Source organism: Paenibacillus antarcticus, from assembly GCF_001637225.1.
Classification (GTDB): domain Bacteria; phylum Bacillota; class Bacilli; order Paenibacillales; family Paenibacillaceae; genus Paenibacillus_AQ; species Paenibacillus_AQ antarcticus.
The window spans coordinates 22,905-39,190 of the sequence record NZ_LVJI01000019.1 but is presented as its reverse complement, the minus strand read 5'-3'; the positions used below and the strand labels follow the sequence as shown (position 1 = coordinate 39,190).

Below are 16,286 nucleotides of genomic sequence, written 5' to 3'. Positions count from 1 at the left end.
CGAATCCTCAGATTAACGTTTGAAGACGAACCATCGCTTGGGCCCGGTCAACAACCTCCAATTTCCCATAGAGGTTACTGATATAGTTCCGAGCTGTACCTTCAGCGATCTGCAGCTCATCAGCAATCTCACGGTTGTTCAGTCCACGGATAATAAGCTGTGCTAACTCCTCTTCCCGCTCTGTCAACTTGACGAGATCTAGTCTCGGGCTTTGCCAATCTTCATAATCTTTATTAAATAGATTCATCCTTGCAGCCAATTTAGCAGCGACCGCAGCGGGAAGAATAAATTGACCTGATACCGTATCACGGATTGCGGTGATCATTTTATCTGCATCCATATCTTTCAACATATAGCCACTTGCTCCATGGGCCATTCCTTCTACAATATAGTCTGCTTCTATAAAGGTTGTTAATATTAGGACAAATATGTTAGGACAGCTACGTTTTATTCGCTTCAATGCAGTAATTCCGTCCATGACTGGCATTTGAATATCAAGCAGTACGAGATCGGGAAGAAGTGCTTCTGCTAACTTGCAGGCCTCTTCTCCGTTCTTAGCAACGCCAACTACTTCGAAATCATCTTCCAAATCTAGAATCGTGCGGAGTCCTTCACGCGTCAGCATCTGATCGTCGGCGACTACAATTGTTATCTTTCTCATTTCCTATCCCCCATCCATCGTATTGGATACGGTAGATCGATCCTTAGTAAACAGCCTTGGTTAGACTGCGCATCGATTGATAATCTACCTTCCAGCTGCTCAACACGCTCTTTCATTGCTTTCAATCCAAATCCCATGACAATATTACTTGCACCTACACCACGATCTTCGAGCTTAAATTGTAGGCATGACCCGACAAGCTCTAGACTAAAGTAGAACACCTTGCTTCCACCATGACGAATGCCATTCGTCAAACCCTCCTGTAGTGCATGATAGATGGCCTTCTTATGGGCTTTCGACAAATCTGGAAAATCCTGAATTTCTGCATGAATGACAACCCCAGTATTCCGCTGCGCATCTCGAATCAGCTGATTCAACATTTCTTTAAGGTCAGCATACTTGTCTTCCTTCAACATATGGACAGATCCACGTATTTCATTCAGACTGTGACGAACAAGATCCTGTGCTTCATTCAGTCGCTGAACACCACCCTCCATATTCTTATGTAACAGCCGCTTACCTGCCTCAATTTGAAGAATTGTAGATGTGAGTGTATGTCCTACAATGTCATGAATTTCTTGGGCAATACGATTGCGTTCTTCATAGATGGACACTTCAGCCAGAGCCGCTGAAGCCTCTCGCATCGATCTCTCTAGACTCTGAGTCCTCTCTTCCACTTGATCCTCCAAGCTATCCTTAAGATATTGGATACCCGAGTAAAGCTTAGCATTTGCAATGGAGATCGCGCATTGAGAGCCTAACAGCTTCAACACATCTAAGCGTTCTGGCGTAAATACGCCAGATGATAATTTGTTCTCCAGATATAACAGACAAATCAACTTATTCTGATACATAATTGGGAGGCAGAGTACCGACTTCAACCCTCTTTTTCTGACATTCGGATTTCGTGCAAACATTCCCTCTGTAGCCGCATCATGCAACACGACCTCTTCTTGCGTCCTTGCCGCGTATCCGATAATTGCCGCTGGAAATAATTCTGAATCTTCCTCAAATGGTAGCGACTTAATGTGAATTTCCTCAGATGTTCCGTAGGCTTCAACAACCCATCTACCCTCATGGTCAAAAATAAGCGCTCCAGCGTCTGCCCCCGCATTGTGGAACATCATTCGCATCAGTGTATCCAGCAGCCGATTCATCTCCATCTCACCTGATAAAGCTTGTACAGACTTAACGACAGAGAGATAATCAACGTTTTCCAGTCCTGACGCTCTTCTCGCAAGCAGAAGATGCCCATATTTTTGTTCCACATCAGCTACTTTCGCAAGCGCCCCCCACTTTAAGTAAGCTTCATACGCTTCTGTCATATAGGTCTTGGCGAGACCTAACTTACCTTGACGAAGAGCGTGTTTGCCGTAACATTCAGCAGTCATAGCCAAATCATGGATGTAACCGTACTTCCGGGCCATCTCAATGGATTGTTCATATAGTTCTTCTGCTTGTCTATTCTTTCGAGCCAACCGAGCTATTTCAGCTTTGATCAGCAGATATTTGTGCAGATGATTCTCTGGGGAACGTTTCGCATATTTCTTCATTGTCTTCAGACGTTTGCGTAAATGAGCTCTATATTCACGCTGTTCTTGGGCAGCAGCTTCCTCATAAAGCTGTGCCCACACGAGTGATTCATATGTATATTGAACGGAATAGTCAATGTTATCTTTACGTGACTCTAGAATGGTAGCAGCCTTCATCAAAGCCTTTTTCGCTTCCTCATATTGACCGAATAAATACCCCGGTAAGTACTGAAGCGTGCAGACAAGCTCCTCAATCATGTGAAATTCGTCACCGTGAACCGATTCAGCAAATTCCCTGTTACTAATATCTGTTGCCTCGAATGGATCATCTGGTCTGCGGTTTCCCGTCAATCTAGTAAGAAGAGCAACAAATACGGTGGCTTGCTTCCAATGAAGACTGTTATTGTGCCGTTGGAAATCACCTGATTGTGCAATTAACCGATCATAAATGTTTCCAAGGGGGTGCCCATATTGTAGAAGCAGTGCACAATTCACCAGAACACTCTGATTTCCCTGCCATAAATCACCTGATTCTAATCCTACTTTACCGGCATGTTCAGTAAATGTATTAAGCATTGTAGGATCATAACGTCGCCAGCTACCAGAACATATAGAGAATGAAGTTAGTGTTTTAACATGTATCGCCGGATACGGCTTAGATAAGCTACAACCCAACATCCCCCACTTGAATGCCTCTTCATCATGACGAAGTTGGAAATATTGAAACATGGCATAACCTACAAACCCGATGGAAGCTTCAGGTGTCATGCCGTATTCCAGTGTCATTTCGACCATTGTGAACGTAGAAGCAAGCCAACCCTTCTTGTTTACAAAAAAGCAGGCATTAGCTGTATGCACCAATGCGGACATGGCTACTTTGCGCATTTCATCCGTCATAGGTGGTAGATGATTCAGTGAATCAAACGGATATTTCCGAATCTTTCGACTCAATCGCAGCCATTGAAGAGTCAATCCGAACGAGCTCGGCTCAAAATTATGACGTACATTCAATAATTGCAACGTTATATGCCCCAAGGAAATAACCTCTTCATAGTTATCGTTGGTCGACTCTAATTGAATCTTGATGGTGCAGACAAGTGCTTTATCCAAATTCGTCTTTGCTTTGCTCATCAAAAGATGAAACAAATCGTTAGCCCTCTCAAAATGGGCGCATAAATATTCTAACTCGGCCTGTTCTTTGAATGTTTGGAAGGAAAGCGTATAGTTCTCATTCCAACTTTCAACTCCCAACAATGTTGTAGCATAACGTATATAGCCCAATGATGTCTCATATGCTGTCGATTGCTTTGCCTTTAAGCATGCCTGTAGATTCAACGCCACTAATTCCAGCTTCTGCTCAGGTCGATCTAGTCGCTCCCATGCTTGATTCAAATGGTGAACGACTTGAAATAACTTGGCATCATCGCCAATATTCAATTGCTCCTTCAATACAGATCCGATTCTCAGATGTAGATCGAGACGCTCGACTTCAGGAACAAGAGCATAGGCAGCTTGTTGAATGCGATCATGCTGAAATTTATACTTATTGCCATTCTCGCTACTAAGCGGTTGGAGTAAATGTTCCCGTACCGCAATACTTAACACTTCCGAAAGTTCATGTAAAGGAAGTTCCGTAATAATAGAGAGCATTTCCAGATCAAAGCTACTGCCTAGAAATGCGGATCGACCAAGCGCATACACCGTATGAGTCGGAAAAAGTTCCAATTTATTCGATAGATAAGCAACCGCATCATCCGGGACGTTCATTTCTCTAATGCCTTGTAAATTCCATTGCCAGGATCGATCTGATTCAACAAAGGTTACTTGTTTATCGTCGATCAAATCTTGCAGGAACTGGTTGAGAAAGAATGGGTTACCTTCTGTCTTATAAAGTAAAACCTCAGCGAGTTCATCTGTTTCGGCTACTTCGTCATGCATTACATCACGTAACAGCTGATTTAGATCCGCTCGTTCAAGAGCCTTCAAATGTATACTACTCATCACCGTGTTACGTTCTTTCAGATGCTTCTTCAGCCGATTCAGCGGATGTAACGACGATATTTCTCCATCTCGATAAGCTAGCACAACTAATAGATGTTTGGTCGACCTGTCATCCAAAAGATACGCAAGATATTGAAGCGATGCTTCATCCGCCCACTGAAGATCATCTAGAAATAGAACCAAGGGCCGATCCCGATCAAGGAACAACTGGATAAATCGGTTCATAATCAGGTGAAATCGGTTCTGAGCATCCATTGGTGGTATTGACTGCACAAATGGCTGTTGGCCAATCAGCAATTCCAGCTTAGGAACCCGTTCGAGCAACAGTTGTCCGTAACCTTCCACTGCTCTCATAATTCTCAATTTCCACACTTCCACTTGCATGTCACTTTCCATCAGCAGCTGATCAACCAACTCCTCGATGATTTGAATCCATATATCATATGGAGGGGCAGTATGATGGGTATCGAACTTACCCATGGCGAATAAACCTTTGAATGGAGCCACTTTTCGGAAGGTTTCTTTTACAAAGGAAGTCTTTCCAATCCCCCCGTTCCCACTGACCAAGAACACCTCTGCTGCTCCATCCGACGCTCGCATTAATGCTTCTATCAGGTTACGTTGTTCAGTATCTCGTCCGTAGAAGTGAGTGGGGAGAACCCATCGCTCTGGAATATCTCTGCTTGCTAGCGCAAAGAATTCTACTTCCTCTGGTGCTTGGCATCGGACCAGACACGCTTCCAGATCCGACTTGACCCCGAACGCGCTGGCATACCTCGCCCCAGGCATCTTCTCTATGCATTTACCGATAATGTCAGAGACAAATTCAGGTATAGAGGGGCAGCGATGGTGAAGAGAATCAGGACTCATAGCTAAGTGTCGGTATACAATATCCAGTACATCCTTTACCTCAAAAGGGAGGCTACCCGACAACAACTCATATAAGACGATCCCAAGCGAATAGAAATCGGAGCGATAATCAGGCGTCATTCCTGTCCTACCCGTTTGTTCAGGAGAAATGTAAGATAATAGGCGTTCAGGACGATCACGTAACAACGACACTGGACCGCTATCCAAGTCCGTTGAACACATTCGAATATCGAAAAACTTTACTTCGAATGTGTTGGGATTTACGATCAAGTTAAAGGGAGTTATTTCGTTAAGTGTTATTTTCTCGCGATGTATCTGCATAAGACAACTAGCTATATTTATAGCAATTCGGAGAAGCGTGGGGAGCTCTAACCTATTGACGCGTGTACGTAATACCAAATCTAGCGTAGTTCCCCCGATATCTTGTAGAAGCAGGATAGGTCTATCCGCCACGATCAACAAGCTATATGCTTCTATTACGCCTCGCCCATCCAATCTCCTAAGCATGTCATACGCATACTGAAAAGATTCAACCATAGCAGCTCCTGGATATTCGTCGCATGTCGTCATGCCGATGGCGCTAAGACTGTCCTTTCGCCGTAACATTCTATATAGCTTTATATCGCCGTTATCACTTATGACATCTATTGTTTGATACCCTGATATCTCGATCATGAAATCGCACTCCCCAGTTGCATATATGTGACTAGAACTCTCTATAACAAATTATAGCATTGGAACGAGTTGCACTAACACTTAAAGTTGATTAGATTACACAAATTATGTCATATGAAAAAATAGAATTTATAGTCAAATAATTCTATTGAATAGTTATTACAAGCTCTCCATGTTTGCAATACTAAAGACAGCAAAAATCCACAACCTATTAGTTGTGGATTATCATCTCTCGAATGTGGGAAACACCCGCTATGGATTGATAGGGATAGACAATTCAGGCACTTTCCCTGGATCAATAGCATGAGTGTTTGTTGACGTCTCATACGGAACTAAATAATACTTCTCTGCTTGTAAGTCTATGGATGAATATCGGTTATACGTTTGTTCTTCATCACTGATAGTGGCGGAACCAGGCAGTATTTCAACTCCTGACTCACTTACAATCTTAAATGCAATGTGGTTCGCTTGTTCTGGCCAATCATAATAAAGGATCGTTGAACTCGGTGTCACCACCAGTTTATCTAAGCGAATGAAATATCCGTTTTCAAGTGGTACTTCCTGATTGAATTGAATCGTTCTACTTGTTGCCGCTAACTGTTCCGTTGGAACATTGATATCAAATACCCAAGGCTGGTCCATAGCTACGCCCACCGGTACCTCTTTCTTATCTGCACTCCAGTCTATGTTATCGTAGGTAATATGAAATTGAATCGTTTCACCGATAGGAATCTCATTCATTCTAACTTCATTGTAAATCGTATACTTCGAGTCATTTATTTCTATAGATTGCCCGCCTGTACCTGAGGTTAGATTCTGACCATTCATCAATACTTTTGGCATTGGATGCATTTGATAATTGAAATCCACCTCTTTTGCCGGCTCAAAAGTTGAACTGATCAGTAATCGACCACTATCTATCATGACTTCATTTAAAGTCCATTTTCCGTACTCATTTTCAGCAGTAGTCCCAATCTCTGTTTTATACGGGGTATAATCCATTTTTTTCTGACTTTCAAAACCCCCGTACCCTTCGATTAAACCTCCAATAAACGGTACATTCGCAAAAGATACAATCCCCGAGCTTAATGAAATTCCTGTTGCTAGAACAACCACTACCGCCAATCCCGCAAGCTTTTTCTTATGATTGGTCTTATGACTTCTGATTTTCTTTAATATACGACTTTCCCATTTCTTCTTTTGAAAGCTTGTGAGTTCCAGTTCTTCATATGCATCTAAATCCATGTTTATATCATTTAGCTCTTTATACAATGACAAACGTTTCACTCCTCACGATTCATTATTTTTGACCATCATTTTTTTGAGTTTCTTACGTCCTCTGGAAAGCTTGTTATATACCCAAGACTCCTTTGCGTTAAATTTCTTCGCAATTTCACTTGATGAGATTCCTTCTAAGTAGTATTTTTCAAAAATTTCTCGTTCACTTACTGATAGCTGCTCTAGCAGTTCATCTACACAAATTGTTTCTGAAGGCTGATTGGCCTGTAAATTCAATTTATCCATTTCCGAAACTGAGAATTGCTGATTATGTACAACGATTTGTCTTCTTTGATAGTCAATCGCTTTATATTTGGCAATCGCTGCAAGCCATTGTTTAAATGAATTTTTCTCGGAGCTGAAAGAATGAATATGATTCAATACCGATAACAGTACATCATCAAGGCATTCTTCATAATCCTGCTGTTGATAATTTAAATGGCGTTTAATAATCGCAGCAAGTAAGCCTCCATACTCATAGATAATGAATGAAATAGCTTTTTCATTTCTGTTCTGAATTTGTTGTACTACATTATTTTCTGTCACTTCCAATGGATTTCCACCTCTCCTTTCCATGAATATCGGTACCTGCTATGTAATACGAACTGAATACGATAAACCTATCACATACAATAAAATCTTCATTTAATTTAATCATCAAGATTTGGTTATAAAAAACTCTGCTATTATTAGCAGAGTTACGATTATAAACAATCTGGTATATATACTAATCATTTATTGTCCAAATCCTAAATTAATTAGTGACGTGTTCGGAGCATTCGCCCTACAATATACAGCATTTGTTTTCTTGTAATGAAGCGAGACATTTGAGCAGAGATATAGTTCTTAAACCCTGGGATGACAAATGTTTTTTTAGATTGAAGTGAGCGAAGGGCAACATGAACCACATTTTCTGGAGTATCTCGTTTCCCTACAGATGCTTCATTTGCCCCCACAACATTGAAAAATTCTGTTTCCGTTGACCCAGGGCATAACGCTAGGAATTGTACCCCATGTTGTCGGTTCTCCTCCCATAGTGCCTGTGTAAATGACAATACGAAAGCCTTAGTGGCACCATATACAGCCATATTAGGAGTAGGTTGAAAACCTGCTGTTGAAGCTACGTTAATGATCACTCCGTTATTCTTTTTCAACATTTCCGGTAAAAATAAATGGGTAAGATCTACAACTGCCACTACATTAAGCATCACTTCTTCATGCTCTCTTGTGCCAGATAGTTGTTCAAAACGTCCATGAGTAGCGAATCCTGCATTATTAATTAAACAATCAACACGTAGACCACGTTCCACACATTGTTGATAGACACGCATTGGGGAACCTTCTTGAGATAAATCAGAAATAATCACTTCGGCTTGAATACCGTGCTCTTTATGTAGTCTCTCTGCTAATGCATTCAGTTTGGCTTCCGAGCGAGCAACTAGAATCAAGTGGCTCCCTTTAGCTGCAAGTTCATTGGCAAACGCTTCACCAATACCTGATGAAGCACCTGTAATCAACGTCCATTTGTTTTGTATTACTATCATCCAACCATCTCTCCCTAAATTAACACGATTATGAAACAGTGTTTCATTATGAATCATTGTATTTAAATAGGGTTATAATGTCAAACATAGCGCTTGATCGAGGGTTCGTTACTTCATTTCCATGTGGAATCGTATCTATGTTCGCAATTTATAATTCAAAACAGTAAAATAATCTTTAGAGTAAAGGGATATTTGTAGAAAACTAATGTTCTAAGGGTGTGAAATCATATGCATAATTCGTCCGAAATGCCTTCCATAGATGGTCGTAAAGTTACTACCTATCCATCTGCCAAACTTCAGCATACCGAAATGTTGAAACTTAACATTATAGAAGCAGCCGCATCGATTATGCAGGAACACGGTCCTGAAGCGGTAACCATTCGTAGGGTCGCTGAAAAGATGGAATGCCCAACAAAAATTATTTATAACTTGTTTGGGAGTAAGGAAGGTTTGGCTAAACGACTCTTTCTAGAAGGATGTAAATTGTTATCCCTTACCTTTCAGGCAGTTCCAGAACAGGCAGATCTTACACTATATCTTCGCGATCTTGGACAAGCTTATTGGGATTTCTCACGAAATTATACTAGTTACTATATGGTGATGTTTGGTGGAGCCTTTAGTGAATTCAAACCAGAAGAGGAAACTCTACAGGCTATCAATACTGCCTTACAACAATTTATCACTATTATTACACAAGCTATTAAGCAAGGACTTATTTCCGAGACAGACCCCATACATGTTGTTAACCTCATATGGGCAACGCTGCACGGTACAATCCACCTACATTTAGGAGGACACATTCAAGATGAAAGAACAGCTAAATTGTTGTATGATACATCTGTAACCAATTTAATTCATACATTCCTTCGAAGTGATAACTGAATCAGTAATAACATAAGCCGCTGTCATGGATTGCTCCATGGATAGCGGCTTATGTATATCAATTGGGGTTAATTAGGCATCATCACCCCGTACGTTCTCCCCATGACCTTGGGCTTCTGCTGCTTGAAAAGAAATGACTTCTCCCTTACTTCGTTTTCTTACCGTCTCTGCAATGATTATTCAAGAAGCAATTCTCTCAACTTCTCCAAGGATACCTCACTGATTCCGCAGGCATGTGTTAGATAAGCCTCTATCGTTTCATATTGATTGAATATCTCGGCAAGGGCATCTTCCAAATAATCTCGACGCACTTCAAGCAATGGCTTTAGACGCTCATTAGAAATTTGGAACAAGCTCATATATCGAATAAATGTCGCCGCTTTTTTCATCCGAACGCCTGTTAATATATTAGAAAGTAAATAATCTTCTAGTACATCTTCTCTTCGTACCCCAACTAGTAATTGAATCAGAGCAACCATCATACCGGTTCGGTCTTTTCCTCCAGTACAATGAATGAGTGCAGGCATGTTTTCTCTTTCGGAAAGCAAGGTTATCACATCCCGAATCTGGCTCATGCTTTCAAAAGCTATTCTGTGATAGAAATCCTTCATCATTGTTTCAAAATCAATCACCCTAGCCGTTCTCATCATCAACTTGAAAAATTCGAACTGCGTATAATCCTGATCATTTTGTTGAATAGGAACATTAATACTATGGACATTGTAGTTGTCATTCAATTGAACAACTTTAGACTTACGTTCATTCGGACCGCGTAAATCACAAATCAATTTAAAATTGAATTGTTGTAATTCATCCAAATCTGTCCGCGAACATTTAGACGGATCTTCTGAACGAAACAAAATACCAGTCTTTATGGTCCTGCCATCTTGATTCTTCAACCCACCGATATCACGAAAATTATCTATTTTCTCGAAATGTTTAACAATACCCCGTTGTTGAGCAATTACATTATACATTCTTTATTACCGCTCCATTCTAGAGATCAATCTTTTACTACATACCAATTACAGTTTGTTATTACATTCTGGATAAGTTACTAGTTCCCTCTTCATTATCAATAATTCAAAATCATGTTCATACATTATAATCTTACCTTCACGCTATCCACTGTATGTTCCGTTTAACTGCCAAACTCAACCCTTCCGATCCCTGTATTGAGCACCTCCGCGAATTAATACACAGCTAAAAGGCATGAGTCCGGTATAATACCGTACTCATGCCTAAGACAATAATCTATTTAACTTTACAGGGTCACTTCACATTTGGGTTGTGGTTAAATTCGATTAAATTCAATCCAATCGATTTGCAAGCCTGGTTTGACGAAATCTAACTTCATCTCATAAAGGCCTGCTTCCAATTGAATTTTAACAAGTTTCTGTCTAATCCATCTGCCGTCGGTACCATTCGTTTGGATGGTCGTCACTGGCTGTTCGTTCAACATGACATTGCAAGCACTTTGCGCAAGTTCCGATTCCGGAGACATGATGTGCACAATAATCCGATATTCGCCGGCTACGTCCACTTTCACAACAGTTGATCCATCTGTGGCAGGTTTCACCTGTGCATTATCGGATAATATTTGCGCTTGTTCCGATGAGAGGGACGGATTGGCTGTGAATGTATCAACCACTTCTTCAATCACCTGTTTTCTAGAGAATACCGGTGCTTGCATAATGAACTGACAAATATTGATGGCACTACGCTGTAGTTCGCCACGAGTAAGAGTACCATTGTCCAATGATTCTATAGTGTTGTCGTCCCATGCGTTAATTTCCGCCCCATAGTTCATGACTACCATATAGAGATCATTCTGCGCGCGAACCATCCAGTTCGTAAATTTACGATCTGCTATGCCACCTTCAACTACATCATTCATAATCGCCCACCAATCCGTCATCACGATGCCTTGAAATCCCCACTCCCCACGAAGAATAGTGGTGTTCATATCATAATTGGACGCTGCCCAGTGTCCATTAATCGGATTGTAGGAGGTCATAATTGAATTAGCTCCGCCCTGCTTCACTGCAATTTCGAAACCTTTCAGATAAATTTCCCGAAGGGCGCGCTCGGATACGACCGCATCAACTTTACTGCGATGCTTTTCTTGGTTATTGCATGCGAAATGCTTCAACGTAGCATTGGATCCGCCTTTCATAATTCCACGTGTGCATGCTGCGGCGAATACCCCAGAGATCAGCGGATCTTCCGAGAAATATTCAAAATTGCGTCCGTTAAGTGGGCTGCGTCGAATATTTAGACCAGGTCCAAGTAACGCATCAATGTTGTAGCTTAATAATTCGCGACCTTCCATGACATAAAGTTCTTCGACTAGTTCCGTATTCCAAGTAGCCGCAAGCAACGTTCCGATAGCAACCTGCGTTGCTTGTTGTCCACTGTCCATCCGAATCCCCGACGGACCATCTGCCGTACATGCAACTGGAATACCGTAGTCTAACAAGCTGTCACTTACTCCACCGAAAGCTGAAGCCGTACCTGGTGTAACCAGCGGACTACTCATGCCTTCACCTCTTACGATCACGGCTAAATCTTGATCGTTAAGTTGAGCAATAAAGGCTTCCATGCTGACTTTTCCTTCATGCACGTCTCTTAACTTGTAACCCTGATTGCCAGTTTGCTCAAGGGTCTGTGGGAGATTGTGTTCAATTCGTTCTGCCATTGAAACTTTACGCTTCGGTACCTCTGCGAAGATCAGTTCATACGAACCGTCTTCTTTACGAGCTCCTGGCTTCATTCTCGTAAAGTCTTCCGTTGGCGCCATTGCTTCTTGTAGTTGTTCCACGACTTGAAGAATCTCAACAACATAACCGCTCTGACCCGCAATGCCGATTTCCTTCACATGTTTAACACTGGTTCCCACATAAAAGCGGTATGTCCCTTCTTCCAGCACATAAGCAGAAGGATGACCTGTCACACCTGCGTCATCGTAGGAAGCCATCGAGTGAACAGGGAAACTCACGGTGAGCTGCTGCGATTCACCCGCTTGAAGTTCCTTGGTCTTCACGAATGCAGCCAATACTCTAGCCGGCTGCCCAAGCTTGCCTTGCGGTGCTTCGTAATAAACCTGCACGACCTCTTTTCCTGCATAGGTCGTTCCGATATTACTTACGGTTACACCAATTTCAACGTACTCTTCACCATCTTTAGTGGTTAGTGTGGCTTCTTCCGACTCGATTTCGAACTGAGTATAAGACAATCCATACCCGAATTCAAATTGAACTTTTTCTGGTCGAAACGTTTCGAAATAACGGTAACCTAAATAAATATCTTCTTGGTAGACATTTTTAAATTCATTGCCGTAATTCTGAGTGGATGGATAATCGTCGATTGAATAAGCAATGGTATCGGTTAATTTACCGCTAGGTGTCACTTCTCCGACCAACACATCAGCAATCGCATTTCCACCTTCCATACCGCCATGCCAACTGTAAATAACACATGCTATCGGATGCACATAGCTTTCATCGTTCATCCAGCTCATATCAATAATATTCGATACATTCAGAACAACGACGGTTTGTTCGAAATAAGTCGTTACTTGCTTCAGCATTTCTATTTCTTCTGCTGTTAATTGGTAGCTTCCCGCCTCATCAGCATTATCCTGATCTTCTCCTGCTGTACGTCCAATGACAACAATTGCTTTATCGGATTTATTTCTTGCTTCTGATACTAGCTCAACGTTCAAATCCATTTCCTTCTGGTGCCACGGTTCAGCTGCCCATCCGCCTCCACCATTATTAAATGGATTCTGCTCAATCCACTGTTCATATACCGCTGCTAATTCTTCGTTAATGTTAATGTCCTTCTTGCTCCGAAGACCGTCGAGCAGATTGGTTGTATGGGAAACATGGACACTACCCCCTGAACCTGTACCACTACGATAGTAATTCACTTGCGTTCTGCCAAATACTGAAACGCTTTCTTCTTTACGAAGGGGAAGAACCTGTCCCTCATTTCTTAACAATACGGCACCCTCTGCGGCTACTTTTCTACTAAATTCAGCAAAACCTTCTAATGGAACTCCTAGCTTCTGTGTATTCAATTTATTCCCTCCTGGTTGTCATTTACATACTTATAATAGGTAGTAGGCGTCTGACTTCAAATAATCTTCAATGATTGCCTCTTAATACGTGGGAGACATCTACTTATTACCATAGTAACAAATTATATAGAAGGACGTTAGGCTTTTAAATATTACAGCATTTATCGGTGTAATAAGTTGTAATCGAAAGGCATAAATGTACGATTTCTCCTCCCTATTTGAATCAAATAATACAAATATAGACATTCTAAGATCATATTACCTAGAGAGGTACGTGATTGGATGAGAAAACTATGGGTGCAGGCGCTCACATTAGGATTAAGCTGTAGCTTTATGCTGATCTCTGCATGCTCGTCAAACAATGAAATACGTCCACGTAACATAAATGACCACAAGACGAAGATCGTTACAGAAGAACAAGCCAATGATCCCGATCTGTACTTTGGAGATCTAGGTGTTGAACGACCACCTAATTCCCACCACATACGGAATTTAACTGCTGATCCGAGTAAAAAGGTGTTACTAGATCCAAATGGATTTCCACTCATCGAACAACACCCTAACTCTTCCACTCCGCCTAGTCATAAGAATTATGTGGAGAAGCTCATTAAAGCTGCTGAATCTTATGTAGGAACCCCTTACGTTTATGGCTCTGACCGAACTGAACCTTCTACATTCGACTGTTCTGATTATACAAGGTGGGTGTTCTTGACCTCATTGGGCATGGATTTGCCGTGGGATTCGAGGAGCCAAGCTGCATATGTTCATGCTTTTTCCAAGAAAAACTACACATCACTTAAAGAAGCACAACGCGGTGATTTATTATTCTTTTCTAGCTATAGAGGAGATAAGGCATATGACTATGCAAATTTAGAACCTTCTGAAAAGACAATTACACATGTAGCTATTTATATGGGAAATGGAAAGATCATTCATTCTCCATCTAAAAACAGCGGTGGGGTTCATATTGGCGAAGTGACATGGAGACAGTTGAATAACCGCTTCATCTATGGAGGAAATATTATTGACTAACTTTTATCCAATCATTTTTCAATCAGACAGGGCGTGAGGGGCGCGTAACACAAATAGGAGCCTGCCAACGTACTTCAGTGGCAAAGCTCCTATTTGTGTGTTTATGAATTTACTTGGTGGAGGTGAACCGTGGCGAGGTAAAGCCACAATTCACCGTCGTTTAATGCAGAGTATATATCTATACGCCTTTTCGACGCCTTATTTTTTTACTGAACTAATCACGGTATCCTGAGCGTCAACGATATAGTCCAGGTATCTTATAAACGTCTAATTAAGATTATTTGTGCCTCATGCGGGGTTAGCAACAAAAGCTGTATAGTAATCATTCAGTTTTTGTTGTTTTTTTTTTCAGTTTGCTATTATGATTTCAACCAATCCAATGTAAATGTACCGAACTGTATATCCATTTCATTCCAATTTAGATAATCATATATACGTTCATAAAGAACACCGATTTCGCCATTTTTCAAGACAGTCAAGCACGAATAGCCATAGTACCCCTCTTCTATCACTTTACTATAAGTCCAAGTCCCTCCACCGTCTTCACTTAATCGAATAGTTCCTTTTACCCGCGTTTTTTCATCAGCCGGATTGGAGAATAGCAAACGTACTTTCCCATCTCCCTGATCAGGATAAAGTACGATACTTGATTGGCAAATCGGATCTGTAAGTGTCATATCGAATGTCACTTCGCCCCATGTTTCTCCGCCATCCATACTTGTCGTGACAGCCGTTCTTTGAAGTTCGTAATGATTTCTTAAATAATATTTCAGTTTGCCCGTCGGTAATTCAATGACTTGTGATTCTGTCAGATACTGCTTCCCTTCAGAAATAGTCTTCGCAGTCAAAACTTCGCCATCCAATTCTCTTCCATCATTAGGAGATTCTCCACGCCGCCAAATAGCCCCATGATCGTCGCTATACATACAAGAACAGGATAATTGACCCGCTTCGTTTGAAAAATAGATCGGGAATACTAAACGTCCTGCATTATTACCATGCTTTAATTGAATTCCACAGCCAGGTCCAGATCCAATAAAGCGCATCCATTCAGCTTTAACCATTACGTTTAATTCTCTGGGCTTGGACCAAGAAAGTCCATCATCTTCACTATGAATGATTTGTAAAAATGACGTTCTTGCTTCTAGCAAACTTTCGTTTGGATCGATGCCTCTTTTGTAATAGATATTTCCTTGAGCATTGCCTTCCTTGAACACATAACCGTCTTCATCTACCCTATAATTGGTCTCTTTAGCCTCAGATTCAGTAACAGTTCCATTTCCGTGAAGTAAATAAATCTTACCTTCTTGATCGTATAACTTCCTGCGTCCATCTGAATCAAAACCAATGCCAGGTTCACTTTCCCGAAGACCTATTCCACCTGGGGTATGCATATAAAGCATAAATATAGTTCCTGTTTCTTCATCTTGCAAAAGTGAAGAATCTATAGCTGCTGCACCATCTAAACCCTCTCCGGCAAAAGAGACAAGCTTTTGAACATGCCCCCACGTTTTCCCATGATCTTCACTTCGTCTAATTGAAATATCGATCTGGTTAGGATTATCTGTCTGATCCCCAATCCTCGCATCAATCCCCGCAATCACGGTTCCTTTGTCTGTTGTAATCATCGATGGTATTCGATACGCTTTAGAATCTGCTAAATTAGGGTAAAATATGGATTTAGTTTTAATATTTGGCATGTGAGTACACTCCAAGCAATATTTTTTAAA

General features: G+C 41.3%; 10 protein-coding genes. 2 read left to right on the top strand and 8 right to left on the bottom strand.

Translation table 11 applies throughout. The features are described from left to right. Positions 1–7: 7 nt before the first annotated feature. The 5 genes from PBAT_RS14870 to PBAT_RS14850 form a co-directional block, all read right to left on the bottom strand. Positions 8–661, bottom strand: coding sequence for a response regulator transcription factor (locus PBAT_RS14870; RefSeq protein WP_068650755.1), 654 nt, complete (start codon positions 659–661; stop codon positions 8–10). Next, positions 658–5,739, bottom strand: coding sequence for an AAA family ATPase (locus PBAT_RS14865; RefSeq protein ID WP_068650754.1), 5,082 nt, complete (start codon positions 5,737–5,739; stop codon positions 658–660). The genes PBAT_RS14870 and PBAT_RS14865 overlap by 4 nt, the downstream gene beginning before the upstream one ends. Before the next feature lie 252 nt (positions 5,740–5,991). Beyond that, on the bottom strand, positions 5,992–7,017 hold the full coding sequence (locus PBAT_RS14860; protein ID WP_068650753.1) for a DUF4179 domain-containing protein: 1,026 nt from the start codon (positions 7,015–7,017) through the stop codon (positions 5,992–5,994). A 12-nt stretch (positions 7,018–7,029) separates the two neighbouring features. Continuing rightward, the gene (locus PBAT_RS14855; protein ID WP_068650752.1) at positions 7,030–7,569 is read right to left on the bottom strand and encodes a sigma-70 family RNA polymerase sigma factor; all 540 of its coding nucleotides are present in this window, start codon (positions 7,567–7,569) and stop codon (positions 7,030–7,032) included. A gap of 206 nt (positions 7,570–7,775) precedes the next feature. Continuing rightward, positions 7,776–8,561 (bottom strand): SDR family NAD(P)-dependent oxidoreductase, encoded by a 786-nt coding sequence (locus PBAT_RS14850; protein WP_068650751.1) that lies wholly within the window; start codon positions 8,559–8,561, stop codon positions 7,776–7,778. A 228-nt stretch (positions 8,562–8,789) separates the two neighbouring features. On the opposite strand from PBAT_RS14850, the gene PBAT_RS14845 reads away from it, so the two are divergent. Further along, positions 8,790–9,443, top strand: a complete 654-nt coding sequence (locus tag PBAT_RS14845; RefSeq protein ID WP_068650750.1) for a TetR/AcrR family transcriptional regulator — start codon at positions 8,790–8,792, stop codon at positions 9,441–9,443. 176 nt (positions 9,444–9,619) lie between these two features. Here the strand turns inward: PBAT_RS14845 and PBAT_RS14840 are convergent, their stop codons facing one another. Both PBAT_RS14840 and PBAT_RS14835 read right to left on the bottom strand, forming a co-directional pair. Further along, positions 9,620–10,420 (bottom strand): tyrosine-protein phosphatase, encoded by an 801-nt coding sequence (locus PBAT_RS14840; protein WP_068650749.1) that lies wholly within the window; start codon positions 10,418–10,420, stop codon positions 9,620–9,622. A gap of 317 nt (positions 10,421–10,737) precedes the next feature. Next, positions 10,738–13,524 (bottom strand): glycoside hydrolase family 3 C-terminal domain-containing protein, encoded by a 2,787-nt coding sequence (locus tag PBAT_RS14835; RefSeq protein ID WP_068650748.1) that lies wholly within the window; start codon positions 13,522–13,524, stop codon positions 10,738–10,740. A 282-nt stretch (positions 13,525–13,806) separates the two neighbouring features. Here PBAT_RS14835 and PBAT_RS14830 point away from each other — a divergent pair, with 282 nt between their 5' ends. After that, positions 13,807–14,556, top strand: a complete 750-nt coding sequence (locus PBAT_RS14830; RefSeq protein ID WP_068650747.1) for a C40 family peptidase — start codon at positions 13,807–13,809, stop codon at positions 14,554–14,556. A 359-nt stretch (positions 14,557–14,915) separates the two neighbouring features. Here PBAT_RS14830 and PBAT_RS14825 read toward each other — a convergent pair whose 3' ends face one another. Continuing rightward, on the bottom strand, positions 14,916–16,256 hold the full coding sequence (locus PBAT_RS14825; RefSeq protein ID WP_068650746.1) for a sialidase family protein: 1,341 nt from the start codon (positions 16,254–16,256) through the stop codon (positions 14,916–14,918). Between the last annotated feature and the right edge of the window lie 30 nt (positions 16,257–16,286).

What these genes read in the sequence shown, in the direction of transcription:
- PBAT_RS14870 (WP_068650755.1), bottom strand. Translation starts at nt 661, where the DNA reads ATGAGAAAGATAACAATTGTAGTCGCCGACGATCAGATGCTGACGCGT.
- PBAT_RS14830 (WP_068650747.1), top strand. Translation starts at nt 13,807, where the DNA reads ATGAGAAAACTATGGGTGCAGGCGCTCACATTAGGATTAAGCTGTAGC.
- PBAT_RS14845 (WP_068650750.1), top strand. Translation starts at nt 8,790, where the DNA reads ATGCATAATTCGTCCGAAATGCCTTCCATAGATGGTCGTAAAGTTACT.
- PBAT_RS14850 (WP_068650751.1), bottom strand. Translation starts at nt 8,561, where the DNA reads ATGATAGTAATACAAAACAAATGGACGTTGATTACAGGTGCTTCATCA.
- PBAT_RS14825 (WP_068650746.1), bottom strand. Translation starts at nt 16,256, where the DNA reads ATGCCAAATATTAAAACTAAATCCATATTTTACCCTAATTTAGCAGAT.
- PBAT_RS14865 (WP_068650754.1), bottom strand. Translation starts at nt 5,739, where the DNA reads ATGATCGAGATATCAGGGTATCAAACAATAGATGTCATAAGTGATAAC.
- PBAT_RS14840 (WP_068650749.1), bottom strand. Translation starts at nt 10,420, where the DNA reads ATGTATAATGTAATTGCTCAACAACGGGGTATTGTTAAACATTTCGAG.